This is a genomic window from Mesorhizobium sp. LEGMi-168a (assembly GCF_058312955.1).
Window position 1 is genome coordinate 53,109 of the sequence record NZ_JBZEGV010000023.1, and the last position, 25,869, is coordinate 78,977.

At 65.3% G+C, this 25,869-nt stretch carries 23 protein-coding genes; 16 read left to right on the top strand and 7 right to left on the bottom strand.

Annotated elements, in window-relative coordinates; translation table 11 throughout:
- The first annotated feature begins 29 nt into the window (after positions 1–29).
- Positions 30–437: a lysozyme inhibitor LprI family protein gene (locus AC4FWB_RS25135; RefSeq protein ID WP_491028926.1), complete on the top strand. Its 408-nt coding sequence runs from the start codon at positions 30–32 to the stop codon at positions 435–437.
- Between the two features lie 16 nt (positions 438–453).
- Here AC4FWB_RS25135 and AC4FWB_RS25140 read toward each other — a convergent pair whose 3' ends face one another.
- The 6 genes from AC4FWB_RS25140 to AC4FWB_RS25165 all read right to left on the bottom strand — a co-directional run bounded on the left by AC4FWB_RS25140 (position 454) and on the right by AC4FWB_RS25165 (position 7,941).
- The gene (locus AC4FWB_RS25140; protein ID WP_491028927.1) at positions 454–1,554 is read right to left on the bottom strand and encodes a pyridoxal phosphate-dependent aminotransferase; all 1,101 of its coding nucleotides are present in this window, start codon (positions 1,552–1,554) and stop codon (positions 454–456) included.
- Positions 1,555–1,662: 108 nt separating this feature from the next.
- A complete protein-coding gene (locus AC4FWB_RS25145; protein ID WP_491028928.1) occupies positions 1,663–2,121 on the bottom strand; it encodes a Ros/MucR family transcriptional regulator in 459 nt (152 codons plus the stop codon).
- A gap of 189 nt (positions 2,122–2,310) precedes the next feature.
- Positions 2,311–3,015, bottom strand: a complete 705-nt coding sequence (locus AC4FWB_RS25150) for an ROK family protein (protein ID WP_491028929.1) — start codon at positions 3,013–3,015, stop codon at positions 2,311–2,313.
- 16 nt (positions 3,016–3,031) lie between these two features.
- Positions 3,032–4,408 (bottom strand): glucose-6-phosphate dehydrogenase, encoded by a 1,377-nt coding sequence (gene zwf / locus AC4FWB_RS25155; protein WP_491028930.1) that lies wholly within the window; start codon positions 4,406–4,408, stop codon positions 3,032–3,034.
- A 13-nt stretch (positions 4,409–4,421) separates the two neighbouring features.
- Positions 4,422–5,435: a phosphogluconate dehydrogenase (NAD(+)-dependent, decarboxylating) gene (gene gnd / locus AC4FWB_RS25160; RefSeq protein ID WP_491028931.1), complete on the bottom strand. Its 1,014-nt coding sequence runs from the start codon at positions 5,433–5,435 to the stop codon at positions 4,422–4,424.
- Between the two features lie 94 nt (positions 5,436–5,529).
- Positions 5,530–7,941 carry a glucan 1,4-alpha-glucosidase gene (locus AC4FWB_RS25165; protein ID WP_491028932.1) on the bottom strand — a complete coding sequence of 804 codons (2,412 nt, stop codon included), beginning with the start codon at positions 7,939–7,941 and terminating at the stop codon, positions 5,530–5,532.
- Between the two features lie 331 nt (positions 7,942–8,272).
- Between AC4FWB_RS25165 and AC4FWB_RS25170 the strand changes: the two genes are divergently transcribed.
- The 13 genes from AC4FWB_RS25170 (at position 8,273) to AC4FWB_RS25230 (ending at position 23,125) form a co-directional block, all read left to right on the top strand.
- The gene (locus AC4FWB_RS25170; protein WP_491028933.1) at positions 8,273–9,544 is read left to right on the top strand and encodes an ATP-binding protein; all 1,272 of its coding nucleotides are present in this window, start codon (positions 8,273–8,275) and stop codon (positions 9,542–9,544) included.
- Positions 9,544–10,284, top strand: a complete 741-nt coding sequence (locus AC4FWB_RS25175; protein ID WP_491028934.1) for a response regulator transcription factor — start codon at positions 9,544–9,546, stop codon at positions 10,282–10,284. The genes AC4FWB_RS25170 and AC4FWB_RS25175 overlap by 1 nt, the downstream gene beginning before the upstream one ends.
- Positions 10,285–10,400: 116 nt before the next feature.
- The gene (locus tag AC4FWB_RS25180; RefSeq protein WP_491028935.1) at positions 10,401–10,595 is read left to right on the top strand and encodes a tautomerase family protein; all 195 of its coding nucleotides are present in this window, start codon (positions 10,401–10,403) and stop codon (positions 10,593–10,595) included.
- Positions 10,595–11,485, top strand: a complete 891-nt coding sequence (locus tag AC4FWB_RS25185; protein WP_491028936.1) for an SMP-30/gluconolactonase/LRE family protein — start codon at positions 10,595–10,597, stop codon at positions 11,483–11,485. The genes AC4FWB_RS25180 and AC4FWB_RS25185 overlap by 1 nt, the downstream gene beginning before the upstream one ends.
- An 87-nt stretch (positions 11,486–11,572) precedes the next feature.
- Entirely contained in the window at positions 11,573–12,589 is a 1,017-nt protein-coding gene (locus tag AC4FWB_RS25190) for an ABC transporter substrate-binding protein (protein WP_491028937.1), read from the top strand.
- A gap of 46 nt (positions 12,590–12,635) precedes the next feature.
- Complete coding sequence (locus AC4FWB_RS25195) at positions 12,636–14,099, top strand: sugar ABC transporter ATP-binding protein (RefSeq protein WP_491028938.1); 1,464 nt, start codon at positions 12,636–12,638, stop codon at positions 14,097–14,099.
- Between the two features lies 1 nt (position 14,100).
- Positions 14,101–15,078, top strand: coding sequence for an ABC transporter permease (locus AC4FWB_RS25200; protein WP_491028939.1), 978 nt, complete (start codon positions 14,101–14,103; stop codon positions 15,076–15,078).
- Positions 15,079–15,081: 3 nt separating this feature from the next.
- Entirely contained in the window at positions 15,082–16,029 is a 948-nt protein-coding gene (locus tag AC4FWB_RS25205) for an ABC transporter permease (RefSeq protein WP_491028940.1), read from the top strand.
- A 142-nt stretch (positions 16,030–16,171) separates the two neighbouring features.
- Positions 16,172–18,241, top strand: a complete 2,070-nt coding sequence (locus tag AC4FWB_RS25210; RefSeq protein WP_491028941.1) for a 3-hydroxyacyl-CoA dehydrogenase NAD-binding domain-containing protein — start codon at positions 16,172–16,174, stop codon at positions 18,239–18,241.
- A 175-nt stretch (positions 18,242–18,416) separates the two neighbouring features.
- Positions 18,417–19,442, top strand: coding sequence for a BMP family protein (locus tag AC4FWB_RS25215; protein ID WP_491028942.1), 1,026 nt, complete (start codon positions 18,417–18,419; stop codon positions 19,440–19,442).
- Positions 19,443–19,617: 175 nt separating this feature from the next.
- Complete coding sequence (locus AC4FWB_RS25220) at positions 19,618–21,129, top strand: ABC transporter ATP-binding protein (protein ID WP_491028943.1); 1,512 nt, start codon at positions 19,618–19,620, stop codon at positions 21,127–21,129.
- Complete coding sequence (locus AC4FWB_RS25225) at positions 21,129–22,181, top strand: ABC transporter permease (protein ID WP_491028944.1); 1,053 nt, start codon at positions 21,129–21,131, stop codon at positions 22,179–22,181. Before AC4FWB_RS25220 ends, AC4FWB_RS25225 begins: the two co-directional genes overlap by 1 nt.
- On the top strand, positions 22,181–23,125 hold the full coding sequence (locus AC4FWB_RS25230; RefSeq protein WP_491028945.1) for an ABC transporter permease: 945 nt from the start codon (positions 22,181–22,183) through the stop codon (positions 23,123–23,125). Before AC4FWB_RS25225 ends, AC4FWB_RS25230 begins: the two co-directional genes overlap by 1 nt.
- A 432-nt stretch (positions 23,126–23,557) precedes the next feature.
- Here AC4FWB_RS25230 and AC4FWB_RS25235 read toward each other — a convergent pair whose 3' ends face one another.
- Entirely contained in the window at positions 23,558–24,325 is a 768-nt protein-coding gene (locus tag AC4FWB_RS25235; RefSeq protein WP_491028946.1) for an SDR family NAD(P)-dependent oxidoreductase, read from the bottom strand.
- A 306-nt stretch (positions 24,326–24,631) separates the two neighbouring features.
- Here AC4FWB_RS25235 and AC4FWB_RS25240 point away from each other — a divergent pair, with 306 nt between their 5' ends.
- Together AC4FWB_RS25240 and AC4FWB_RS25245 are read left to right on the top strand one after the other, a co-directional pair.
- Positions 24,632–24,781 (top strand): hypothetical protein, encoded by a 150-nt coding sequence (locus AC4FWB_RS25240; protein WP_125004176.1) that lies wholly within the window; start codon positions 24,632–24,634, stop codon positions 24,779–24,781.
- 145 nt (positions 24,782–24,926) lie between these two features.
- Positions 24,927–25,865, top strand: coding sequence for an LLM class flavin-dependent oxidoreductase (locus AC4FWB_RS25245; protein ID WP_491028947.1), 939 nt, complete (start codon positions 24,927–24,929; stop codon positions 25,863–25,865).
- The last annotated feature ends 4 nt before the right edge of the window (positions 25,866–25,869 follow it).

The window sequence follows — 25,869 nt, forward strand, 5'->3', positions numbered from 1 at the left end:
CCGCCCACAAGCAAGGAGGAGGACAATCGATGAAAACTGCAATTCTGACCGCCGTCGTGGTTCTGGCCATGCCGGCTTTCGCCTTTGCCGGGGACAAGTGCGCCGATGCCAAGGATCAGGCCAGCTTGAACCAGTGCGCCGATGCCTCGTTCAGGGAATCCGACAAGAAGCTCAACACGCTTTACAAGCAGATCGAAGCCCGCCTGAAGGACGACGCGGATACCAAGAAGCTTTTTGTCCAGGCGCAGCAGGACTGGATCAAATTCCGCGACGCGGAGTGCAATTTCCAGGCTGCGGGGGCGGCCGGAGGAAGCATGGCCCCCATGCTCGCCTTGATGTGCAGGGACAGCTTGACGCAACCCCGCGTCAAAAACTTCGAGGCTTACCTGAATTGCCAGGAAGGCGATCTGAGCTGCCCCGTTCCGTCCGCGAACTGAAACGCCCGCAAACGGCTCAGCCTCTCAGCGCAGCCGAGATGGCTTCCAGCCCGCCGCGCAATTCCGTCTCCTTCGGCCAGCCGAAGCCGACGCGGAAGAAGCGCTTCGGCATTTCGAACCAGTGGCCTAGCCCGACATAGGTGCCGTGCTCGTCCAGAAGCCTCACATAGAAGCGGTCGAGATCGAAGCCGGCATCGACGTTCAGCCGCGGGAAGCCGACGACGCCGCCTTGCGGCCGCACCCAGTCGACCAGCGGTTCGCCGTCGATCCAGGATTGCACAATGTCGCGCCGCTTCGCCATCTCCGGCAGCAGCGACGCCAGGAAGGCGTCGCGGCGCTCAAGCATCTCGCGCGCGATCGCCTCGTCGATGACGCTGCCGCAGATGCCGATCTGCTCCTTGGCGGCGAGGAACGTCTCCTGCAGGATCTTGTCCCTGGTGACCAGCCAGCCGATGCGTATGCCCGGGATGCCGAAGGCCTTGGACAATGAAGAGACGCCGATGGCGCTTGGGCTGAGCGATGCCGCCGAAGGCAGCCGCTCGCCATAGGAAAGGTCGCGATAGGTCTCGTCGACCAGCAGCCGGCAACGCCGGCTCTCAGCGAGCGCGATCAGCGCGTCGAGATCGGCGCGGCTCATCATGGTGCCCGTCGGGTTGTGCGGGCAGGTGACGCTGATCAGCCTGGTGTTCGGCAGAACGGCAGCCGCGACGCGTTCGACGTCGACCGCGAAGCCCTCGTCGAAATCGAGATCGACATAGGAGATGGCGCAGCCGATCGCCTTGGGCGTCTCGATGTTGGTGGCATAGTTCGGCCGCACGACCACCAGATGATCGCTGGCCGAAAGCAGCGAGGTGGCGATGATGAACAGCGCTCCGGCGGCGCCCGCGGTCACCAGAACGTCGTCAGGCGAGAGTCCATTATCGTGCGCGGCGATCAGCGCGCGCAGTTCCTTATCGCCGCGATGCTCGCCGTAGAACAGGGTGAGATCGGGCAGCGAGAGACCGATGTCGGAGAGTTTTTGGTCGGCGATCGAGCTTTCGGAAAGATTGTAGCGGATGCGGTCGTAGCCGTATTCCTCCGGCGCTTCCTTCTCGATCACCATCCTTGCGTAGTTCATGGCCAGCTCCCCGACGAAGTTTGGGTATCCAAGCCACAAAAGCAGGAAGCCTGCCAGGGCGGAATCGCCGGCAGGCTTCTTGAACCGTTGGTGCAAGCAGGTGACGCTTCAGGCGGAAGCCTTGGCCTTCCTGCCCCTCTTGACCGGCTCGGCTTCCGCCTTGCGGCCGAGGCCGATCGACTTAGCCAATTGCGAACGCGAAGCCGCATAGTTGGGCGCGACCATCGGGTAGTCCACGGGGAGGCCCCATTTGGTGCGGTAGGCCTCGGGCGACAGCCCGAAATGCACGCCGATATGGCGCTTCAGCGATTTGAACTTCTTCCCGTCCTCGAGGCAGATGATGTAGTCCGGCGTCACCGAGCGGCGGGGGTTGACGGCGGGGACGGGCGGGGGTGCCGGCGGCACCAGCGGCTGGCTGAGCCCGCCGATCGAAGAGGCGACGCTGGCGATGAGCCCGCCCAGGTCCGAAGCGGGCAGCCGGTTCTTGGCGACATAGGCCGACACGATGTGAGCGGTGAGCTCGAGCAGGTCGACTTCTTCATTGGCTGTGTTGGTGTCCTCGTCCACGTAATTCCTCCTCTATGCCGCATGGCCGCGAAAATCGGGATGTATGAGCAACTGCCGCGTTCTTCGTACGCCGGGGGAGACGCATGGCGCGGCAGGCCGGCGAATTCCTAGTCGGCAAATGTGCAGGGCGCAACGATCAGTCGCGCGGGTACACGTTATTTTGAACAATTATACTGAAATGTAACAATATCAGACGACCAGCGCCTTGTCGCGCCACAGTCGAAATCCACCTTCGAAGGCGCGAGTGTTGTCGCCGCGCCTGGATTTCTCGGGCAATTCATCGAGCTTGTCGACATTGCCGCCACCGATGACCACATAATCGGGCTGCAAGGCGGCGCGAAGCCTGTTGACGACGTCGAAAACGTATTTGCGCCATTTTTTCTTCCCGTGCTTTTCCAAGCCGCGCTCGCCGACATAGTCCTCGAAGCTCAAGCCTTTCCGGTAGGGAAGGTGGGCAAGCTCCATCGGCTGCCCGACATTGTCGAGGATCATCGCGGCGCCCAGGCCGGTGCCCAGGCCGAGGAAGAGCATACGGCCGCCCTCGTAGCTGCCGATCGCCTGCATCAGCGCGTCGTTGACGAGTTTCACCGGTTTGCCGAAAGCGGCGCTGAAATCGTAGCCCTTCCAGCCTTTGCCGAGATTGAAGGGATCGAGCGAAGGCCTGTTGTCCCGCACCGGACCGGGATAGCCCATCGAGATGACGTCGTAGTTCAGCCCCTCGGCCAATTTCGTCACCGAAGCGACCACCTGCTGCGGCGTCAGGCCCGGTCCGGATTCGGCGCGGCGCATCTCACCGCCGGCGCTGGTGAGGATCTTCACATGCGAGCCGCCGACGTCGATGGTGAGCACGACCTGATCGCCCTTCGCCGCAGCCGGTTTTGCCGCCTTCGCCATTTCGTTGCCTCCGAAACTATTTCGTCGGGTTGATCCAGCCATTGGGCGGGCCGAAGCCGTTCATGGCATCGGCCGGCCCCCAGGTCTTCGGCGCATAGATCTGCGGCGGCGTGGTGTCGCCAAGCACCGGACCGACGATGCGCCAGGCCAGCTCGGCCGCATCCTGGCGGGTGAAGAGCTGGCCGTTGCCGTTCATCGCATCGCCGATCAATCGCTCATAGGGCGGCATGTCGCCCTTGGTGTCGTCGAGCGCGGTGAGCTCCACCTGCTCGCCGATCATGTCGTCGCCGGCGACCTTGCGCTGCGCGCCGATCGAGATCGCCACCTGCGGATCGATGCGGAAACGGACATAGTTGGCGTCGCCCGGCTTGATCGGGTCGAAGACGTCGAGCGGCGGCCGCTTCAGCCGCACGATCACTTCGGTGGCGTGCACCGGCATGTTCTTGCCGGCGCGGATGAAGAAGGGCACGTCCCGCCAGCGCCAGGTGTCGACGAAGAAGCGCACCGCTGCGAAGGTCTCGACCGGCGAGTTGGGCTTGACGCCCGGCTCCGCCAGATAGCCGTCGAACTGGCCGCGCACGACATCGTCCTTGGTAAGCGTGCGGATGGCGCGGAGCACCTGCACCTTCTCGTCGATCAGATCGTCGGCCGAGCGGCCGACCGGCGGCTCCATGGCTAAAAGCAACAGGATGTTGAGCAGATGGTTCTCGATGACGTCGCGGATGCAGCCGACGTCGTCATAGAAGCGGCCGCGGCCGTCGATGCCGAAGTCCTCGGCCATGGTGATCTGCACGCTCTCGACGAAGTTGCGGTTCCAGATCGGCTCGAGGAAGGCGTTGGCGAAGCGGAAATAGAGCAGGTTCTGGATCGCTTCCTTGCCGAGATAATGGTCGATGCGGAAGATCGACTGTTCGTCGAACACCAGGTGCAGCACCCGGTTCAGCCAGCGCGCCGACTGCAGGTCGTGGCCGAAGGGTTTTTCCACCATGAGCCGCGCGCCACGCGCGGTGCCGGACTGCTCCAACCCTTGCACGACGATCTCGAACATCGTGGGCGGCACGGCCATGTAGTGCAGCGGCCGCTGCGCCGAGCCGAGGGCCGTCTTCAGCTTCTCGAAGGTGGCCGGGTCGCGATAGTCGCCGCTGACATAGCGCAGCAACGAGGCAAGCTTGGCGAACACCTTGTCGTCAACGGCGCCCAGCGTATTGACGACGCCGTCGCGGGCACGGTCCACCAGCTTGCCGATGTCCCAGGGGTCGAAGGCGACGCCGATCACCGGCTCGGTCAACGTCCCTTTGGCGACCATATGGTACAGCGCCGGAAATATCTTCTTGTGGGCAAGGTCGCCGGTCGCCCCGAAAAGCACCAGCGTGTCGGACCTCTCCTGGCTCATGCCGTCTCTCCCCTCAGGCGCCGGTCTTCGGCTTCTCGACATGGCCGCCGAAGGCATAGCGCATGGCGGACAAAAGCTTGTCGGCGAAGGCGGATTCGCCTTGCGAGGAGAAGCGGTCGAACAGCGCCGAGGACAGCACCGGCGCCGGAACGCCGGTGTCGATCGCCGCTTTCAGGGTCCAGCGGCCTTCGCCCGAGTCCGACACCCGGCCGCCGAATTGCGTGAGCGCGGGGTCGTTCTTCAGCGCGCCGGCGGTGAGGTCGAGCAGCCAGGAGCCGATGACGCTGCCGTGCCGCCAGACCTCGGCCACTTGGGCGAGGTCGATATCGAATTGGTAATATTGCGGATTTTCCAGCGGGCTGGTCTCGGCATCCGCCGTGCGGCCGCGCTTGCCGGCATTGGCCGACTTCAGGATGTTGATGCCCTCGGCATAGGCGGCCATGACGCCGTATTCGATACCGTTATGCACCATCTTGACGAAATGGCCGGCGCCGCTCGGCCCGCAATGCAGATAGCCGAAAGCCGCGGTTCCGGCGTCCTTCGGCGGGTTGGAGCCCGGATCGGCGCCCGGCGCCAGCGTGGCGAAGACCGTATCGAGATGCTGCACGGCTTCATCGGGGCCGCCGATCATCAGGCAGTAGCCGCGCTCGAGACCCCAGACGCCGCCGCTGGTGCCGACATCGACAAAGTTGATGCCCTTGGTTGCGAGCTTCGCGGCCTGGTCGACGGCGTCGTGATAATAGGAATTGCCGCCGTCGATGATGACGTCGCCGGGCTCCATCAGTGCTGCCACCTGGTCGACGATCCTGCCGGTGATCGCCGCCGGCAGCATCAGCCAGGCGCAGCGCGGCTTGGCGAGCTTGGCGACGAATTCTTCCAGCGAGGCGGCGCCAATGGCGCCGTCCTTGACCATGCCGGCGACGCTTGCCGAATTGATGTCGTAGACGACGCATTCATGACCGTCGCGCATCAGGCGCCGCACCATGTTGGCGCCCATCCTGCCCAGTCCCATCATTCCGATCTGCATGGTGTCATCCCGATTGCTTGAGGAAAGAAAGAATCTACTGGCCCTGTCGTTTTGATCATGATCTTTTCCGAAAACCGGTCCCCACTTTTCGGGATCATGATTGAGCTTCAACGCCGACGGTGAAGTCGACATTCTCCCAACGGCTGGCTTCGGGCCAGAAAAAAGTGAAGACGATCGTCGATCCCGGCGGCAGGCCGGCAACAGCCAGATCGACCAGATGGACGCCGAAGGCGTTCTCGCTCGTCTTGTCGTCCTGCACCGTCAGCCATTTGTCGCTGCTCCAGTGAACCACACCGCGGGCCGTTAGTTCGACGCGCAGGACCTTGCCGGCGGGAATGGAGCGGATCTTGTCGTTGAAGCGCCATAGCCGGAAGGCCGAAACGGTCTTTCGCTTGACGTAGCGTTCGACGCCCTGCGGCGGCATGTCGAAGACCTTACCGTCGCGCAGCGAACGCAAGAGCTTGATGTGCTCGGCATGCGCCCAGACCAGCGGCATGGCGCTGCCGGACGGCGCGCCGAGCCGCAATTCGCGCTCCGGCACGTCAGGCCTGTCCCAGACCTGTTCCGGCAGAAGGCTGCCCACACCGGCGGAGCGCTCGAAGGTTTCCAGCAGTTCGGCTGCTTTCCCCGGCCGTCCCGCCGCCAGCTCGTAATGGGCGCGCTCGCCGGTGAGTAGGGGCCACGCACGACCCTTGCCGGTACCGTCGAAAGGCGAGCCGTCTTCGTGCTCGCCATAGCCGTCGCCACTATAGCGATACCAGACCGGTCCTTGCGGCAACTCACATCGCAGCTCGGCATCGATGGCTTTGATGGTGTTCAGGATGCGCGGATCGTCCGCGGCCCTCAGGCCAAAGCGCACCAGCGCCAGCGCGTCCGGGCTCACGATTGCTTCGGCCGGCCGGTTGGTGTCGGCGGGAGGCCGGTTCTTGATCGGCACGAAGCCGTCCTTCGGCGAAGCGGCGCCGGCTCCGTCCGGAGGCGCGATGCGGACATAATAGCCTTCGATGCCTTCCCTGGCGCAGAGTTCGGTGCCGGTGACATAGGTCCAGCGCTCGATCTCTCCGTTCCAGCAATCGGCGGTTTCGCGCAAATACTTTGCCGGCTCATTTTTGCCGCAGGCGTCCAGCATGTCGGCGGCGGCGAGCAGTCCCGCAATCTCGACGGCCAGGGTGAACGGGCTGTAGCCGGCATCCTCTTCCCAGCGGTCCTCGCCGGTGATGGGGCCGTTGCGCACCACATAAGAGGCCGCACTCTCGATCATGGCTAAGAAATCGTCGAGCTTCGCGCGCGGCAGATGGCCGGCGCGGCGGAGCGCATCGGCAAGCAGCAGCGGAAAGGCGCATTCGTCCATCTGGATGCCCGGCCAGTAAGGCGCTCCGCTCGACCAGCAATTTTGCGGCCAATGGCCGTCGGGCTGCTGGATCGAGCGCAGGTAGGTGAGGATCTGCAGCGCCTGCCTGGCGTCGCCGGTGGCGAGGAAACCGCCCGCCGTCTCGACCAGGTCGCGCGGCCAGACCAGGTGATAACCGCCAAGATCGTCATCGCCCTTGTTGAAGCCCCAAGGGATCGAGAGGCTGGCGACCGCGGCGCCCGGCCTGGCGACCGACAAATGCGAGGCGAGCACCGCAGTGCTGATGCGGTAGGTGTTCAGGCCAGAGGCAGCCTGCCGGTCGAGCTTCTCAAGCCCGGCCTGGAATTTCCGCCAGTTGGCGGCGTAGGTTTCGGCGGCCGCCTCGAAACCCTGCTTGAGACTGGCCAGCGCGACCTCCGCCGCCTCTCCCGGCCGGGCGCCGAAGCCAAGCGCCAGCAAGGCCGTGCTCTTGCCCGCCGAGAAGCCGATCTCGCCGGTCAGCGCAACATTGCCGTCCTCCGCGCGCCCAAAGGCAGGATCGAGCCGGCCGCCGTTGTGGAGCTGCTGCCAGCCGTCGGAGAAGCCGACGTAGCCGGCCGAGCAAGCGCCCCAGGGCAGGGAGCAGGCCAGCGCGACCGAGACGCCGCGACCCGATGCAAACAGCACGCGCTGCCCCTTGTGCTCGCCAACCCAGGCCGTGTTACCCATGCCGGCATTGACCAGATGCGGCGCGAGCAGCGCGTAGACGCGATAGTCCGAGCTTGAGCCCTTGAGCGCCGCGAATGTGATTTCCTGCAGCAGGACAGGCTGTTTCGGATCCGTAATGATGCGCTTTTCTATGCGGTAGGAACCATCGGCCGCCGTGTTGACCAGGCGGTAGGCCGGCACGCCGTCCTCGAACGGCTCGATCACGTGGGCGGCATCGCGCTTTTCTTCCGAGAAGGAGCCGCCGGGGCCGATAACGATCAGCCCGATGTCGCGCGTGCAGGCGCTGTCGAGGCGCGGATAATAGATCTCGTTCAATATGCCGTGGCTGACGGTGAACCAGAGCGGGCTTTTCGCCGAAAGCGCGGTGCCGACGCCGCTCTTGGCGCTTGACGTCCAGCGCGCCGGTATTCCCGGGGCGCCCTGTGCAACCGTCGGCGTCGCTGCCATGCATTGGTCTCCTGCCGCCGTTCCTAAAGCGCGTCGCGATCTTTCAGATTCGCTCCGTGCGCTTTAGGTTATTGATTTTACGCATGTCTTTGTCCCGAAACCGGCTCCCACTTTCGGGAGACATGCTTAGACCAGGAGCTGGCGGCTTTTCAATCGTCGCACCTGAAGTTGATCGCCCTGCCGCCGCTGGAGCCCTCGTTGACAGCGGCACCGTCAAGCGCTCACTATTTCGCCAGCAGGGAGGACTGCTGCAAACAAGGCTTGAAGCCGCGCCATAGGGTTGGCGTCGCACGTCTTTCTGCGGCGTTCATCCAGTGGCAAGGGAGGAGACATGTCGGAGGTATCTCCCCAGCTGATCGACCGGCTGCTCGCGATCTCGCGGGCTTTGGCCGGGCATATCGATCCGGGTTCGGCGTTCCGGGCGACAGCGATTGAGATCGGCACGCTCATCCCGCACGACCATATCGATCTGGCGGTGCTGTCGCTCGATGGGCGCATGCATGCCTGCTATGAGGCCGGCTTCCACACCAGCTGGAGCGACCTGGCGCAGCATCCGGTCGAGGGCAGCCCGATCCGCCGCGTGCTGTGGGGCGAGACGCCTTATCTCCTGACCGACAATGCGCTCGTCGACGATCGCTTCCACTTCGAGGGCGCGTTCGACGGGCCGATCTTCGCCGCCAAGCTGCGCAGCCGCATCATCGTGCCGCTGCGGGCACGCGGCAGCGTCATCGGCGCGCTCAACATCAGCCGGCACGAGGCCGGCTGCTACGACCAAGAGGACGTCGACGTCGCCCAGCAATGCGCCGATCTGATCGGGCCTTATATCTTCGCGCTGATCCAGACCGAGGAAGCGCGTCGCGCCATGCTCGCCGAGAGCGAGGCGCGCAACCGGGCGGAATTGCTCAGAGTCGGCGCCTCGCAGCTGACCGAAGGCATGGAGCGAGAGCGCCGCCGCATGGCCATGGACCTGCACGACCAGACGCTTGCCGACCTCGCCCGCATCGCGCGCCAGGTCTCGGCTTTCCGCAGCCGCGGCGTGGCGCGGACCGCGCAGCTTGCCGATCTCGAGCAGGAGGTGGCGGGTTGCCTGGCGGAGCTGCGCCACATCGTCGACGACATGCGGCCAAGCGTGCTCGAACTGTTCGGCCTGCGCGATGCCGTCGAGGCGCATCTCAACCGCAGCGTCGCCAGGGCCAAACCGCCGATCGCGGTGCGCATCGCCGACACCAGCGACGGCAGCGCCGACAGCCTGTCGGAAACGCTGCGCACGGCGCTCTACCGCATCGTGCAGGAAGCCATCAACAATGCCGTGCGCCATGCCGGACCGAGCCGTATCGAGGTGCAGCTGGCGTCGACCGAGAGCACGTTCAGCGTGACCGTGACCGATGACGGGCATGGCTGCGGCGCGGTCGACCCCGCGGCTCAAGGCGGCATCGGCCATATGCACACGCGTGCCGCCCTTGTCGGGGCGCGGCTGCGTTTCGAGCCGGCCAGCCGCAAGGGCGGCACGCGGGTCGTCATCGAGATCGATCGCGAGCCCGCGGCCGGCAAGGTTTTGGCACGCGGCACCGCGGAAGGTCAGCCGGTGGCGGAGGCGGTGTGATGTTGGTCATGATCGCGGAAAATGACGGCCTGCACCGCAGCTTCGCGCGGCGGACCGTCGAGCAATTGTGGCCGGGCGACGTCGAGGTGATCGAAGCCGGCGACGGCGAGGACGCCATCAACCTTGCCGCCGAACGGCAGCCGCCGCATGTCGTGCTCGACCTGCAGCTGCCCAAGGCGACCGGCATCGAGGTGGCCCGCGCCATCTGGAGCCGGCGCGCCGGCACGCATATCCTGTTCTGGTCGAACTTCGCCGACGAGGCCTATGTACGGGGCGTGGCGCGCATCGTGCCGCCGGGGTCGGTCTATGGCTATGTGCTGAAATCGGCGACGGAAGAAGGCATGCGCTCGGCGCTGCGCGGCGTGTTCCGCGAGGGGCATTGCATCATCGACCGCGAGATCCGCGGCATCCAGCACCGCGTCCAGGACCGGTTCGAGGGCATCACCGACGGCGAGTATGAAAGCCTGATCGACATTGCGCTCGGCCTGACCGACAGGGCGATCGCGGCGCGGCGCGGCCTGTCGATCCGCGGCGCGCAGAGCCGCATCAAGCATGTCTACGACAAGCTGGGCATCGTGCCGCCGGAAGACGGCGCCGGCGAAGCGTCGGTGTTCAATTCGCGCACCCGCGCCATCTACCTCGCCATGGCGCGCGGGCTGGTCAACATCGATGCCCTGCGGCGCGAGCAGGAACAGCTCGACGCCTGGCTCGCGCAGGCGACGCCGTTGCAGGATCAATAACCCTTGGCGCCTGCCGACTGTGCAAAACCACAGTCGGTGCTGCGCTTAGACCCGTATCGCCCGGTCGGCGTCCCGATTACGCTTTTGTCCTACAAAAAAGATGCCGGGGAAGCGCCATGCCGTTCGTCAGCATTCGGATACTCGAAGGCCATTCGCAAAAGCGCAAGAACGAGATCTCGCGCCGTGTCACCGAAGCGATCAGCGAGGTCGCCGAGTTGCCCATGGACGCGATCTGGGTGGTGATCGAGGATGTGCCAGGCAGCGACTGGTTCGTCGCCGGCAAGCCGGTGCGGGAGCCAAAGGTCTCGTAATGTCGAACCCGGCGCGCGCCCGTCATTCCGGCTTTGACGATGTCGTCGGCAACGCGGCGATGGAGCGGCTCGCCACCGGCTACGGCTTCATCGAAGGGCCGGTGTGGCATCCTTACGAGAAATGGCTGGTCTTTTCCGACATTCCGCAAAGCCGCATGTATCGGCTCGGCACTTCGGGCGAGATCGAGCTGTTCCGCGATCCCAGCCAGATGGCCAATGGCAACACGCTCGACCGCCGGGGCCGGCTGCTGACCTGCGAGCATGCGACCAGCCGCGTCACCCGCGCCGAACCGAATGGCACGACGACGGTTCTCGCCACCCATCATCAGGGCAAGCAGCTCAACAGCCCGAACGACATCGTCGTCGCCACCGGAGGATCGATCTATTTCACCGACCCGACATACGGACGGGCGGAATTCTATGGCGTGCCGAGGGCGCAGGAGCTGCCGTTCCAGGGCGTCTACCGCATCGATGGCGACGGCGCGCGGCTGACGCTGTTGGCCGACGACTTCGTCCAGCCCAATGGGCTCTGCTTCTCGCTCGATGAATCGAGGCTGTTCGTCAATGACACCAAGCGCGGCCACATCCGCGTGTTTGGCGTGGAAGCCGACGGCGACCTCAATGGCGGCGCGGTTTGGGCGGTGACGGAAGGCGACGCGCCGGGGTCCCCCGACGGGATGAAGATCGACAGCCGCGGCAACCTCTATTGCACCGGCCCCGGCGGCATCCATGTCTTCGATGCTTCAGGCGATCTTCTCGGCGTCATTGCGACGCCGGAAGATTGTGCCAATTTCACCTTCGGCGATGAGGATCTGAGAAGCCTCTACATCACCGCCTCGACGTCGCTTTACCGGCTGAGGGTGCGGGTGCCGGGGCTGAGGCTGTTTTGAGCGTGAGCGCTCGGATCGGATTGGAGTGAAACCGGCTCGGAGGAGCCGATAGAAGTGCAACAGTCAACACATCGGGAGGATAATGACATGAAGAAACTACTCGTCTTGAGCGCTTTTGCGGCCATGCTCGCCTCGGGCACGGCGCTTGCCGACACAAGCGGCAAGAAGATCGCCTTCTCCAACAATTACGCCGGCAATTCGTGGCGCCAGGCGATGCTCGACAGCTACGGCATCGTCACCAAAAAAGCGGTCGACGACAAGGTGGTGGCGGCGGCGGATGTCTTCACCACAGCCGACAAGGAAGTGCCGACGCAGGCAGCGCAGGTGCAGAATCTGATCCTGCAGGGCTATGACGCCATCGTCATCAACGCCGCCTCGCCGGATGCGCTCAACGGCGCCATCAAGCAGGCCTGCGACGCCAACATCGTCGTCGTCTCCTTCGACGGCACCGTCACCGAGCCTTGCGCTTACCGCGTCGTTGTCGACTTCAAGGACATGGGCAAGCAGGAAGTCGAGCAGATGGCCAAGTTCCAGCCGAAGGGCGGCAACCTGCTGGAGATCCGCGGCCTTGCCGGCACTTCGATTGACGATGCCATCCATGCAGGCATCCTCGAAGGCGTCGCCGCCCATCCCGAGTTCAAGATCGTCGGCTCGGTAACCGGCGACTGGGATCAGACCACGGCGCAGAAGGCGGTGGCGACCATCCTGCCGTCGCTGCCCGATGTCATCGGCATCGTTGACCAGGGCGGTGACGGCTATGGCGCCGCGCAAGCCTTCGCCGCCGCCGGCAAGCCGCGCCCGACCATCATCATGGGCAACCGCCAGGACGAGCTGAAGTGGTGGAAGGAGCAGAAGGAGAAGGACGGCTACACGACCTGGTCGGCCTCGATCGCCCCCGGCGTGTCGACGCTTGCCTTCTGGGTGGCGCAGCAGGTGCTCGACGGCCGCAAGGATATTCCGCACGATCTCCTGGTGCCCTATCTCGCCTTCACCCAGGACGATTTCGAGGCAGCGCTGCCGAAGATCAAGGAAGGCGGCGTCGCCACCCACGAATACACCCAGGACGACGCCATCGCGGCCATCAAGGCCAACATCAAGCAGTAGCGGCGTGACGTTGCCAGCCGCATCGCCAACCGGATAAAAGTTGAGGATGCTCCAGGCTATTGCAGACATCGTCAGGCTGGACGGCGCCGAAAAACATTTCGGCGCCGTCCGGGCGCTCAACGGCGTCGACTTTCATGTCGGCGCCGGCGAATGCGTCGGGCTGGTCGGGCACAACGGCGCCGGCAAGTCGACGCTGATGCATATGGTGGCGGGCACGCTGCGGCCCGATGGCGGGCAGATCGCCGTGCGCGGCAATCAGGAAGCGAGCTATTCCGTGGCGCGCGCGCTCGAGCTCGGCATACGTTGCGTCTTCCAGGAGCTGTCGCTCTGCCCCAACCTCAGCGTCGCCGAAAACACCCGCATCAATCATCCCTCGCTCGCCGGTTTCGGCTGGCGGCGCAAGGCAGCCGACCTCATCCAGACCAAGCTCGACGAGATCTTTCCCGACCACGGCATTGCGGCGGACGACATTGCCGGCGACCTCTCGATCGGACGGCGGCAGATGGTCGAGGTGGCGCGCGCCTTCACGCTGACACGCGAGCCGCTGCACCTGGTCATCCTCGACGAGCCGACCTCGTCGCTCGACGCGCATACGGCGGGCCAGCTGCTCGCTTTCGTGCGCCGCTTCGTCGAAGCGGGCGGCAGCTGCATCCTGATCTCGCATGTGCTGGGCGAGGTGCTGCAGAACGCCGACCGCATCGTGGTGATGCGCGACGGCAAGGTCGTCGCCGCTGACGCGGCAAGCGCGTTCGATCGCGACAAGCTGGTCGCCGCCATGGGCGGCGCCGAAGGGCACCAAAAGGCCGCCGCCGAGGCCCGGAAGATCGAGACTGGTGCTCTGCGGGTCAAAGCGCGTCCGGTACGGCAGCAGGACGGCAAGGAGCTTGTCGCCCGCGCGGGCGAGATCATCGGCCTTGCCGGTCTTGCCGGCCATGGCCAGACGGACCTGTTGCTCGCGATCTTCTCGGCGGCGTCCCGTGCCAAAACCGGCATCGAGGTGACCGCGCCGGTGGCGCTGGTTGCCGGCGACCGCCAGTCGGACGGCATCTTCGCGCAATGGTCGATCGCGCAGAACATCGGCGTCCGTTCGCTGGCGCGGCTGCGCAGCGGCCTGCTGATTTCTCCGCAGCAAGAGGCGGAGCTCGCCGAATTCTGGAAGCAGAAGATCGGCATCCGCACGCCCGACATGAACAACAACATCTATTCGCTGTCGGGCGGCAACCAGCAGAAGGCGCTGTTTGCCCGCGCGCTCGGCTCGGATGCCGAGATCGTGCTGATGGACGATCCGATGCGCGGGGTAGACATCGGCACCAAGCTGGAAGTCTACGACCTCGTGCGCGAGGAGGCCGCCAAGGGCCGGACCTTCCTCTGGTACACCACCGAAACCGAAGAGCTCGACAATTGCGACCACGTCTATGTCTTCAAGAATGGGCGGATCGTCGCCGATCTCGGCCGCGACGAGCTGACGGAAGAAAAGATCATCCAGTCCTCGTTCGGCGATGCGGCCTGAGATGACGGCGATCGCTCCAGGCACGCTCCCGAAATCCTCGCCGCGCGGCGGCGCGGCCAGGGCGCGCATGCTGCGCAGCCTTTTGCCGGCGCTGTCGCTGGCGCTGGTGCTGATGGCCATCGCCTGGCTCAACCCGCGCGCCATCAGCTATTTCGGCTTCAATTTGATGCTCAATCTGGCGATCCCGATCGCGCTGGCGACGATCGCGCAGATGTTCGTCATCGCCGGCAATGAGCTGGACCTCTCGATCGGCACTTTCGTCGGCTTCGTCGGCTGCGTCACCGCGACATGGCTGAGGGACGCGCCGCTCATCGGCATCGCGGTGCTTCTCGGCTCGATCGGCGTCTACGCGCTGCTCGGCGCGCTGATCCATCTGCGCAACCTGCCCTCGATCGTGGTGACGCTCGGCATGAGCTTCGTCTGGCAGGGGCTCGCCATCCTCATCCTGCCGAAGCCGGGCGGCAAGGCGCCGGACTGGCTGCTTTCGATCATGTCGTTCAAGCCGCCCTACATCCCGTTCCCGATCCTTGCGGCGCTGCTGATCGCGGCCGTGGTGCATTTCGGCCTGATGCGCACTTCCTATGGCGTCATCCTGCGCGGCTCCGGCGGCAATGCCGCGGCGCTCAGGCGCGCCGGCTGGTCGCTGCTCCGGACCAAGATCGTGCTCTTCGCGCTGACCGGCCTGTTCGGCGTGCTCTCCGGCATGGCGCTGATCGGCATCACCACCTCGGCCGACGCCAATATCGGCAACGGCTACACGCTGCTTTCGATCGCCGGCGTCATCCTCGGCGGCGGCGAGTTCGTCGGCGGCCGCGTGTCGCCGATCGGCGCCGTCATCGGCGCGCTGACCTTGGCGCTGGCCGCGTCGCCGCTTCTCACCTTCATGCGCATCCCGCCCGACTGGCAGGTGGCCGCCAACGGCGCGATCCTGATCATCGTGCTGGCGGCGCGGGTGCTGATCAGCCGCAGGGAGAGGTGAGCCATGACGTCTGTGCGGACGCTGCTCGAAAAACCCTGGCTCTGGTCCTTCGTCGGCGCGCTTGTGGTGTGGCTGGCGACGGTCGCCTTCACCGGCGGCTACGGCGCCGGCGGCATGGTCACGGCGGCACTTTCGCTGGCGGTCTTCACCGTCATCGTCGGCGTCGGGCAGATGTTCGTCATCACGCTCGGGCCCGGCAATGTCGACCTGTCGCTGCCGGCCAATATCGGACTCGCCAGCGCGGTGGCGATGAAAGTGATGGGCGGCAGCGATTCGATGATCGTCGTCGGGCTGCTTGCCGCGCTCGCCTGCGGCGCGGCCATCGGCGCGATCAACTATCTGCTGATCTGGGCGCTCAGGATCCCGCCGATCATCGCGACGCTGTCGGCGAGCTTCATCATCCAGTCGGTCGACATCAGCTATGGCCGCGGCCTGCAGATCAAGCCGCCGCCGGGTTTTGCCGATTTCACCAACTGGCAGGTCCTCGGCATTCCGGTGCTGGCGATGCTGACGGTGGTCTTCACAGTCGGCGCGGCACTGGCGCTTCAGCGCATGATCTATGGCCGCTCGGTGCTGGCGATCGGCCAGAACATCCGCGCCGCCTGGCTCGCCGGCGTCAATGTCGGCCGCATCCGCTTCCTCACCTACACGCTGTGCGGCGCGCTGGGCGGCATCGACGGCGCGCTGCTCGCCGGCTATTTCCGCGGCGCCAATGTCGACATCGGCAACGAATACCTGCTCGCCTCGATCGCGGTCGTCGTCATCGGCGGCACGTCGGTCGCCGGCGGCAAGGCCAATGTGCCCGGCGTCTGGGGCGCCGGCCTGTTCCTGGTACTGTTGCTCACCATGCTCAACACTTTTGGCGTCAGCGCCGGGGTGCGGCTGGTGCTGACCGGGCTGATCATCGTCGGGGTGATTACGGCGGCGGGTGGGGAGCAGGCAGTGCGGTAATCGTGAGAGGCTGGTGTGAAGGATCGCGACGTCTCCCGCTAAGCTTTCGGACAAGCATTGAGCCAGCGTCGGGCCGGGTTCCCATTCGCGCCGCGGCCTAGTAAACCCATCCGCGATCATGATCGGTCTCGGGAGGTTCCGCTTGTCCAATTTCGTCAGCGTCGCGAACGAGAACGGCGTCGCGGTTGTCACGATCGACAATCCGTCGGTCAATGCGCTGAGCTTTCATGTCCGCAAGCCGCTCTACGAGGCGTTTGCGGCCTTGCGCGACGATCCCTCCGCCAAGGCCATCGTTATCACCTGCGCCGGGCGGACCTTTGTCGCCGGCGCCGACATCACCGAATTCGGCAAGCCGGTCGAGCAGCCGGAGCTGCGCGCCATCGTTGCGCTGCTGGAAACCATCGCCAAGCCGACGGTCGCCGCTATACACGGCACGGCGCTTGGCGGCGGGCTGGAGCTGGCGCTCGGTTGCCATTTCCGCGTCGCCGATCGAGGCGCCAAGCTCGGCCTGCCGGAAGTGAAGCTCGGCCTGCTGCCGGGCGGCGGCGGCACGGTGCGCCTGCCGCGCCTTATCGGTGCCGCGAAGGCGCTCGGCATGATCGTTTCGGGAACGCCGATTTCGGCCGGCGAGGCCAAGGCGGCAGGCCTTGTCGATGCGACCTTCGATGGCGATCTGTTGGCGAACGCGGTTCGTTTCGCAAACGAAATGGTCGCCGACGGTGGACCATTCGTGCCCGTGCGCGATTGCAACGAGCGTCTTGCCGAAACCGATCTCGGCGCCTTCGACGTCCAGGCGGTTGAACTCGCCAAAAAGGCGCGTGGGCTGGAAGCGCCGCTTGCCTGTGCCGAGGCGGTGCGCAACGCGATCACACTGCCATTCGACGATGCGCTGGCCGCCGAGCGGCAGCTCTTCGCAAAACTCGTTTCCGGCGACCAGTCGCGGGCGCAGCGGCATCTGTTCTTCGCCGAGCGCGAGGCGGCGAAGGTGCCGGGCACGGATCTGCAAAAGCGCAAGATCGCCCGCGTCGGCATCATCGGCGCCGGCACGATGGGCGGCGGCATCGCCATGGCTTTCGCCAATGGCGGTTTTCCGGTGACCTTGCTGGAAACCGGCGAGGAAGCGCTGCAGCGCGGACTGGCGATGATCGAGAAGAATTATGCCGTCTCGGTCAGCCGTGGCTCGCTGACCGAGGAGGCGCAACGGCAACGGCTGGCGCTGTTCAAGGGCAGCACCGATTATGCCGATCTCGCGGACTGCGACCTGATCGTCGAAGCCGTGTTCGAGGACATGGCGGTCAAGAAAGAAGTGTTCGGCAAGCTGGATGCCGTCGCCAAGTCCGGCGCCATCCTGGCCACCAACACCTCCTATCTTGACGTCGACGCGATCGCAGCCTCGACCTCGCGGCCGCAGGACGTGCTCGGCATGCATTTCTTCTCGCCGGCCAACGTCATGAAGCTGCTTGAGATCGTGCGCGCCGACAAGACCTCGCCGGACGTTCTAGCGACAGTGGCCGATCTCGCCCGACGCATCGGCAAGGTGGCGGTCGTCGTCGGCGTCTGCCACGGTTTTGTGGGCAACCGCATGCTGTCCGCGCGGGGTGCGGAGAACGAAGCGTTGCTGCTGGAAGGCGCGACATCTGCCCAGGTCGACAAGGCGTTCACCGATTTCGGCTGGCCGATGGGACCGTTCCAGATGGGCGATCTCGCCGGCCTCGACATCGGCTGGCGCAACCGAAAGGCGCGCGGCCAGACGGCGGCGATTGCCGACACGCTGTGCGAAGAGGGGCGTTTCGGCCAGAAGACCGGGCGCGGCTGGTATCGCTATGAGAGCGGCTCGCGTGAGCCGCTTGCCGATCCGGAGGTAGAGACGCTCATCCGGGCCAAGGCAACCGAGCTGGGTATCGAGCCGCGTGTGATCGGCGCGGAAGAGATCATCGAGCGCACGCTCTATCCGCTGATCAATGAGGGCGCGAAGATTCTCGAGGAAGGCATCGCGGCGCGCGCTTCCGATATCGATGTCGTCTGGGTCAATGGCTACGGCTTCCCGGTCGGCAAGGGCGGGCCGATGTTCTGGGCTGGGCTTGAAGGGGCTGGCAGGATCGTCGAGCGGTTGGAGTATTGGCACGAGCACGCCGGTCGGGCGATCTTTGAGCCGGCGCCGGCGCTGAGGCGATTTGCTGAGACGAGGCGCTGGGAGGTTGTGGGCGGATAGTGCGGTTACGCCGAGTTCCTTCGCGCCCCCCTCTGTCCTGCCGGCGCCTCCAATTTCCGAGCCGCCAACCAAATTTGACCATGTGGACAAATCTCGGGCGCCGTTCCATAGTCCTGGTGTCTGACATTTTTTGAACGGCCGGCTCGACACGGCCGTCGAACCGAGGGGAACTTCAATGGAAAACGAACGTAGCAAAACCCATCGCGCCAGCCTGTCGCGGCGCAACGTGCTGGAACTCGGCGCGCTCGGCCTCGCGGCGGCGGCGCTGCCGAGCGTGGCCTTCGCCAAGGACAAGAAGCTGAAGGTGGCGGCGATCTTCGCCACGCCGATCGAGGAGCCGTGGGACAACCAGATCCACGTCGCCCTGCAGAAGGCCGACAAGGAACTGGGCATCGAATACAAATGGTCGGAAAAGGTGCAGACCGCCGACTTCAGCCGCGTCATGCGCGAATACGCGCAGGGCGGCTACCAGCTGGTGCTGGGCGACGCCTTCGCCGCCGAGCGCGAATCGCGCCGCACGGCAAAACAGTTCCCGAAGACAGCCTGGCTGTTCGGCTCGGGCGCCGGCCCGGCGGAACCCAATTTTGGCGTCTTCGACAACTGGATCCACGAGCCCGCCTATCTCTCCGGCATGATCGCCGGCAAGATGTCGAAGTCGGGCACGGTCGGCGCCGTCGCGGCGATGGGCATTCCGGAAGTGAACCGGCTGGTCAACGCCTTCTTTGCCGGCGCCAAGGAGGTCAACCCGAACGTCAAGAAGAAGGTCGCCTTCATCGGCTCCTTCTTCGATCCGCCGAAGGCCAAGGAAGCGGCGGTGGCGCAGATCGATGCCGGCGTCGACGTCATCTACGCCGAGCGTTTCGGCGTCATCGAGGCGGCGGTCGAGAAGAAGATTCTTGCCATCTCCAACATGTCCGACCAGTCGAGCCTCGGTCCCGACACGGTCATCACCGGCCCGGTTTGGGACATGTACCCGACCGTCGAGCAGGCGATCAAGCTGGTCAAGGCTGGCGTGTTCACCGCGCAGGACTATGGCGACTTCTCGCGCATGGCCAAGGGCGGCTCGTATCTGGCGCCCTACCACAAGTTTGACAAGACGCTGCCGGCCGAGGTGAAGGATCTGGTCGAGAAGAAGAAGGCCGAGATCCTGGAAGGCAATTTCCGTGTCGACGTCGACGAGAACACGCCGGTTTCGGATTAGGCGCGGCATAACCCCTCCCCCTTGAGGGGAGGGTGGCCCGCAGGGCCGGGAGGGGTCGCCCGCGACGCGCTCCGTCTTCCAACGTCAACGTCGAGGCGGTTGAGGTGACCCCTCCCGCCTCGCTTCGCTCGGCACCCTCCCCTCGAGGGGGAGGGGTATCAGCGCAGGAGCTATCTTGTCCGCCCCTCTGATCGAAATGCGCGGCATCACCAAGAGCTTCGGCGCCGTCAAGGCCAACGAGGCCGTCGATCTCAGCGTCGCCCCCGGCGAGATACTCGGCCTTTTGGGCGAGAACGGCGCCGGCAAGACGACGCTGATGAATGTGCTGTTCGGTGCCTATGCGCCCGATGCCGGCGAGATCCTGGTCGAGGGCAGGCCGGTCGCCATCCATAATTCCGCCGACGCCTTGGCCGCCGGCATCGGCATGGTGCACCAGCATTTCCATCTCGCGCCGCGGTTGACGGTGCTGGAAAACCTCCTGATCGGCATCCCGGGCAAATCCGGTCGCATCGATCGCGCGGGTGGGCTCGCCCGGCTCAAGGAGATCGGGCGCCAGCATGGGCTGAGCCTCGATCCAGACCTGCCGGTCGCGACGCTTTCGGTCGGCGAGCAGCAGCGGCTGGAAATCATCAAGGCACTGTTTCGCGGCGCGAAGCTCTTGATCCTCGATGAGCCGACGGCGGTGCTGGCGCCGAGCGAGGTCGACGGCCTGTTCGCCGCCTTACGCTCGATGGCGGGCCAGGGGCTCGGCATCATCTTCATCTCGCACAAGCTCAACGAAGTCCGGGCGCTCACCCATCGCTGCGTCGTGCTGCGCCACGGCAAAGTCGCCGGCCGCGTCGATCATCCCGCAAGCACGACCTCGGCCGAAATGGCCAAACTGATGTGCGGCCACGAGATCGTGCCGCCCACCAAGGAGGCCTCGACGCCCGGCGCCTGCGTGCTGACGCTCGACGGCATTTCCACCTCCGGCCATGCCGGCACGCCGCTGCGCGATGTCTCGCTTTTCGTCCGGGCGGGCGAGATACTGGGCATCGCCGGCGTCTCCGGCAACGGCCAGCGGGCACTCGCCGACGTCATCTCCGGCATGCTGTCGCCTCTGGCCGGAACAATGACGATAGCCGGCAAAGAGGTCGCGCAATTTTCGCCGCGCGCGCTGCAGGCGCTCGGGCTCGGGCGCATTCCCGAGGACCGGATGACGACCGGGTTGGTCACCAACCTGCCGCTTGCCGATTCCATGGTGCTGCCGCGCATCGGCACGGAGGCCTTCAGCCGCAAGGGACTGCTCAGTCCCGCCGCGATCCGCGCCTTCGCCGAAGAGCAGATCAAGGCTTACGACATACGCTGTCCCGGACCGATGGTGCGCGCCGGCGCGCTGTCCGGCGGCAATCTGCAAAAGGCATTGCTGGCACGCGAGCTCGCCTTCGATCCGAAGGTGTTGATCGTGTCGCAGCCGACGCGCGGCCTCGACATAGGTGCTGCCCGTTTCATCCACGAGAAGTTCCTCGCCATGCGCGCCAAAGGCTGCGGCATCATCGTTATCGGCGAGGACCTCGAGGAACTTTTGATGCTCTCGGACCGCATCGCGGTGATGTATGAGGGCCGTATCGCCGGCACGCTTTCCGGTGCCGGGGCCACCGTCGCAAGGCTTGGCCTGATGATGACCGGCGCGGAGGGGCACGCCTGATGTTTCGTCTCGAAGCCCGCACGTCGACGCCCGCCTGGTTCAATCTCGCGCTGCCGTTGTTGGCCATCGCCGTCGCGCTGGTGCTGTGCAGCGGGCTGATCGCGGTCGCCGGCGCCGGCGTGATCGACGCCTATGGCGTGATGCTCTCGGCCTCGCTCGGCGACAGCTACGCCATCACCGAGACATTGGTGCGCGCCGCGCCGATGATCTTCACCGGCCTCGCGGTGGCGATCGCCTTCCGCGCCAAATTCTGGAACATCGGCGCCGAGGGCCAGTTGCTGGCTGGCGCGGTGGCAAGCTGCGCCGTCGGCGCGATCCCGATGCCGGGTTACCTCGCCATGCTGTTGATGGCGCTGGCGGGCGCCGCCGCGGGTGCGGTCGTCGCGCTGGTGCCGGCGACGCTGCGCGTGAAGTTCAAGGTCGACGACGTGGTGAGCTCGCTGCTGCTCAACTCGGTCATCTACTATGCGCTGATGGCGCTGATCGAGGGGCCGTGGAAGGATACATTCAGCGGCTACCCGATCTCGCCGCCGATCGAGGATTCGGCCAATTTCCCGGTGCTGATCGAAGGCACGCGGCTGCATCTCGGCGTCATCGTGGCGCTGATCGCAGCACCCCTTTGCTGGTTCCTGATCGCGCGCACCACGCTCGGCTTCCGCATCCGCGTCACCGGCGAGAATCCGGAGGCGGCGCGCTATGGCGGCATCAATGTGCAGCGTGTGCTGCTTTCCACCGCGCTGCTCTCCGGCGCGCTGGCCGGGCTCGCCGGTGTCGGCGAGGTCGGCGGCGTCCATTTCCAGGTGATGAGCGACATCTCGCCGGGCTATGGCTATTCCGGCATCGTCGTCGCGATGCTCGCCCGGCTCAACCCGCTCGGCGTGGTGCCGGCGGCGATCTTCCTTGCCGCGGTCATGACCGGGGCCGAGGCAATGTCGCGCGCAACCGGCGTGCCGGCTTTCCTCAGTGATGTCATCCAGGGCACGGCGCTGCTTGCCATGCTGGTGGCGCTGCTCTTCACCGCCTACCGCATCCGCCATGTGGGAGCATCCTGATGAGCGCGGTGTTCGAGCAGATTTTCCAGGTCGGCTTCCTTGCCGCGATCATCCGCATCGCCACGCCTTTAGCCTTCGCCACGCTCGGCGAGATGTTTTCCGAACGCGCCGGCGTGCTCAATCTCGGCATCGAAGGCATCATGCTTTTGTCGGCCATGGCCGGCTTCACCGCCGCCAGCCTCAGCGGCAGCCTGTGGCTGGGCGTGCTGGTGGCCGTGCTCGTCGGCGCGCTGATGGGGGCGCTGCATGCGCTGTTTACCGTGGCGCTGGGCCTCAGCCAGCATGTCTGCGGCATCGGCGTGACTTTGTTCTCATCCGGCCTTGCCTATTTCCTCTACCGGCTGATCTTCGGCCAGCAATCGGTGCCGCCGAGCATCGATGGTTTCAAGCCGGCGCCGATCCCGCTGCTTTCGGAGATCCCGATCCTCGGCCCGGCGGTGTTCAACCAGTTCACGCTGGTTTACCTAGCGATCATCGCCATCCCGCTTGCCGCCTTCGTGCTCTACCGCACGCCATGGGGGCTTTCGGTGCGCATGGTCGGCGAGAACCCGCGTGCCGCCGACTCGGCCGGCGTCAGCGTGATCGCAACGCGCTTCCAGGCCGTCATCCTCGGCGGCGCGCTGATGGGGCTCGCCGGCGCCTTTCTCACCATGGCGCAGTTCAACGCCTTCACCTTCGGCGTGGTGTCGGGCCGCGGCTGGGTGGCGATCGCGCTGGTCGTGTTCGGCCGCTGGGATCCGTGGCGGTCCGCAGGGGCTGCGCTGCTCTTCGCCTTTGTCGATGCGCTGCAATTGCGCATGCAGGCCAGCGGACTCGGGCACATTCCTTACGAAGCGTTCCTGATGCTGCCCTTCATCTTCACCATCGTCGCCATGGCGTTCATGTCGCGCAACGCGGTGGCGCCGTCTGCGCTGCTGAAGCCGTTCCGGAGGGAAGAGCGGTAGCCTGGTGTTCTTTCCTCTCCCTCCGGAGGGCAGGGTAATCGCATATGGCGCTCCCCCACTCCGTCTCGGCTTCGCCGAGCCACCTCTCCCCCCACATTCGTGGAGGGAGAGGAAACGCCAACCGCGAAGGGGTCGCGGCCTTGAAAAGCTTGGGTTCCTCTCCCCCATGAACATGGGGGCGAGGTGGCCGCGCAGCGGACGGAGTGGGGGGCTGGCGCCGCCATATGCGATTACCCTGCTCCGGAGGGGGAGAGGTGGCGCTGCGAAGCAGCGACGGAGTGGGGGAACCACTTGGCAACCGTCGCCAACGAATATTGAAAGGGGACCAAGTCGCAAGAATCTTCCTGCGCCGCGCCGAGGGTCGACCCCCACACCGTCGAGCTGCGCTCGACACCTCTCCCCCGATCGACGGGGTAGAGGAAGGGTGACGCCTCAAATTGCCGTGAACGCGTTGTCGACAAACAGATGCGCGCCGTTGACGAAGCTCGATTCGTCGCTGGCGAGGAATAGCGCTGCCTTTGCCACTTCCTCCGGCTCGCCGATGCGGCCTTGCTGCGCGGCCATCGCCGCATCCGAAACGTCGACGCCGAGCTTGCCGAGGTCGGCGACCTCACGCATTCCGTGCGGCGTGCGGATGAAGCCAGGGCAGACGGCGTTGCAGCGGATGTTGCGGTCGCGGAACTCGACCGCGATGGCGCGCGCGAACATGTGGCAGGCGCCTTTGGTGGTGTCGTAGAGCACTTCGTTCGGCGTTGCCGCCACCGCCGAGATCGACGAGGTGCAGACGATCGAGCCGCCGCCGGCGGCGATCATGCCGGGCAGCACCGCGCGCGTCATCAGGAACATCGAGCGCACGTTGACGGCGTGCAGCCAGTCCCATTCCTTGAGCGTCGTTTCCAGGAAGGGCTTTATCACGATGGTGCCGGCGTGGTTGAACAGCACGGTCACCGGCCCGAACTTTTCGGCCGCCGCCTTCGCTGCCGCTTCGACTTGCGCCTCGTCGGAAACATCGGCGACGAAATGCTCGGCGACATGGCCGCGGGCGCGGATCGCCGCCGCCGTCGCGCCCGCCGCCTCGCCGTTGCGGTCGATGATCGCCACCTTGGCGCCTTCGGCGGCGAACAGCTCGGAAGCCGCTCCGCCCATGCCCGTCGCGCCGCCCGAAATGATGGCGACCTTGCCCGCCAGCCTTCCACCCATGTCTTTCTCCGTCCGATTCCGAGGGTTTCTGTTTGCTCGAAGCCGATGCTATCCCTGACGCTCCGGATGGCCAAGCGCTTGTCGAACAAAGGGCTTTTGGCTTTGAAAGGCCGCTTCGACCGAGTGATCGCAGCTCCGTTCAAAGTCAGCGTCGCATGCTTTGACGGCCGGAATCGCCCCTTCAGAAGGGTAAGAAAAACCATCAAACCCCAGACTCTGAGAATATCGTTTCAAAAACGTCTCAAAAATAGCAATCGACAAAGTCTACTAACTTTATAGATTAATGGCTGAGACGGAGGCTCGACCATGTCCTACATCCAGAACGCTCAGCGCAAGGGCCAAAGGCTGACCGCCGACCAGAGCTGGAGGCCCGCCTATGGCGGCACCTTCGCCTATCTCGTCTTCGCGCTGGCATTCGTGTTCACCGGCGCGGTGGTGCTGGGTCTCATTCCGTAATCGCATCGGGGCCTGAGCCCCGCTGCCCAAGAATCTGAGTTGAGTAGTCGGAGCAGATGACTGGCCGCGCGCCAGGGCGCTGTCGCGCGCCTTGTTCGCGGGTTTTTCAAGAGCGGGGCGATCCAACGTGATGGAGGAGATGGCAATGCCGATCGAGTTCACGCATGTTCCCGGTAAGCCTGCCAATGGCAGCTTCTTCTACGATTTTGCCGAGACCGCGACCAAGCTGTCGCTGATCGAGGATGCCGGTTTCCGCAAGCTGGTGGTCGACGACCCGGCCGGCCTGCTCACCAATATGGACATCGCCGCCCAGACGCTCGACCGCACGGCCTCGCTGGAAGTGGTGCTGACGCATTGGGCCGGCGTGATCGAGCCGACGGTGGCGGCAAGGCAGCTCGCGGCGCTCGATCGCAAAAGCGGCGGCCGCCTGTCGCTTCGCATGTTGAGCGAACCGCTGGAGGACAGCGATGCCGAGGCGCGGCCTGTCGGTCACAGCGTGGTCTGGCAGCGCATCGACGAATATCTGGTGCTGTTGAAGCGGCTGTGGTCGAACGACAAGCCTTTCGATCACGAAGGCGCCTTCTACAGCGTGAGAGGCGGCTATGTACCGCGCAAGGGCCCGCATGGCGCAGACCTCGCCATCCGCCTCGGCGGACAATCGGGCACAGCGCTGAAAGTCGCCGGCCGGCATGCCGATGTCTTCGAGCTGGCCGCCGGCGCGCCGGACGAGGTTGCGCAATTGATGCAGCGGGCGCGCAGCGCCGCCGCCGAGCATGGCCGCGCCCGCAGGCTGCGCTTCGCCCTGCCGGTCCGCATTCGCCCCGAGGGCTGGTCGGGCACCTTCGACCACAAGGCGGTTGACGTTTCCGGGCCACCGGCGCGGCTCGCCTTGACTCTTTTGCCCTATGCCACGCTCGGCATCGAGGAATTCATGATCAGCGGTATCGACCGGCCGAGCGAGATTGCCCGGATCGGGCGCGAGACGGTCACGCTGATCGCGAATTCGTTGGCGCGGCGCGAGGCCGAGGTTCCGCAGCCCAGAATGCTTGCGCCTCATTCCTTCGCCGAGATCCGCGCAGGCTGAGCGG

What these genes read in the sequence shown, in the direction of transcription:
- AC4FWB_RS25135 (WP_491028926.1), top strand. Translation starts at nt 30, where the DNA reads ATGAAAACTGCAATTCTGACCGCCGTCGTGGTTCTGGCCATGCCGGCT.
- AC4FWB_RS25140 (WP_491028927.1), bottom strand. Translation starts at nt 1,554, where the DNA reads ATGAACTACGCAAGGATGGTGATCGAGAAGGAAGCGCCGGAGGAATAC.
- AC4FWB_RS25150 (WP_491028929.1), bottom strand. Translation starts at nt 3,015, where the DNA reads ATGGCGAAGGCGGCAAAACCGGCTGCGGCGAAGGGCGATCAGGTCGTG.
- zwf (WP_491028930.1), bottom strand. Translation starts at nt 4,408, where the DNA reads ATGAGCCAGGAGAGGTCCGACACGCTGGTGCTTTTCGGGGCGACCGGC.
- gnd (WP_491028931.1), bottom strand. Translation starts at nt 5,435, where the DNA reads ATGCAGATCGGAATGATGGGACTGGGCAGGATGGGCGCCAACATGGTG.
- AC4FWB_RS25165 (WP_491028932.1), bottom strand. Translation starts at nt 7,941, where the DNA reads ATGGCAGCGACGCCGACGGTTGCACAGGGCGCCCCGGGAATACCGGCG.
- AC4FWB_RS25170 (WP_491028933.1), top strand. Translation starts at nt 8,273, where the DNA reads ATGTCGGAGGTATCTCCCCAGCTGATCGACCGGCTGCTCGCGATCTCG.
- AC4FWB_RS25175 (WP_491028934.1), top strand. Translation starts at nt 9,544, where the DNA reads ATGTTGGTCATGATCGCGGAAAATGACGGCCTGCACCGCAGCTTCGCG.
- AC4FWB_RS25180 (WP_491028935.1), top strand. Translation starts at nt 10,401, where the DNA reads ATGCCGTTCGTCAGCATTCGGATACTCGAAGGCCATTCGCAAAAGCGC.
- AC4FWB_RS25185 (WP_491028936.1), top strand. Translation starts at nt 10,595, where the DNA reads ATGTCGAACCCGGCGCGCGCCCGTCATTCCGGCTTTGACGATGTCGTC.
- AC4FWB_RS25190 (WP_491028937.1), top strand. Translation starts at nt 11,573, where the DNA reads ATGAAGAAACTACTCGTCTTGAGCGCTTTTGCGGCCATGCTCGCCTCG.
- AC4FWB_RS25195 (WP_491028938.1), top strand. Translation starts at nt 12,636, where the DNA reads ATGCTCCAGGCTATTGCAGACATCGTCAGGCTGGACGGCGCCGAAAAA.
- AC4FWB_RS25200 (WP_491028939.1), top strand. Translation starts at nt 14,101, where the DNA reads ATGACGGCGATCGCTCCAGGCACGCTCCCGAAATCCTCGCCGCGCGGC.
- AC4FWB_RS25205 (WP_491028940.1), top strand. Translation starts at nt 15,082, where the DNA reads ATGACGTCTGTGCGGACGCTGCTCGAAAAACCCTGGCTCTGGTCCTTC.
- AC4FWB_RS25215 (WP_491028942.1), top strand. Translation starts at nt 18,417, where the DNA reads ATGGAAAACGAACGTAGCAAAACCCATCGCGCCAGCCTGTCGCGGCGC.
- AC4FWB_RS25225 (WP_491028944.1), top strand. Translation starts at nt 21,129, where the DNA reads ATGTTTCGTCTCGAAGCCCGCACGTCGACGCCCGCCTGGTTCAATCTC.
- AC4FWB_RS25230 (WP_491028945.1), top strand. Translation starts at nt 22,181, where the DNA reads ATGAGCGCGGTGTTCGAGCAGATTTTCCAGGTCGGCTTCCTTGCCGCG.
- AC4FWB_RS25235 (WP_491028946.1), bottom strand. Translation starts at nt 24,325, where the DNA reads ATGGGTGGAAGGCTGGCGGGCAAGGTCGCCATCATTTCGGGCGGCGCG.
- AC4FWB_RS25240 (WP_125004176.1), top strand. Translation starts at nt 24,632, where the DNA reads ATGTCCTACATCCAGAACGCTCAGCGCAAGGGCCAAAGGCTGACCGCC.
- AC4FWB_RS25245 (WP_491028947.1), top strand. Translation starts at nt 24,927, where the DNA reads ATGCCGATCGAGTTCACGCATGTTCCCGGTAAGCCTGCCAATGGCAGC.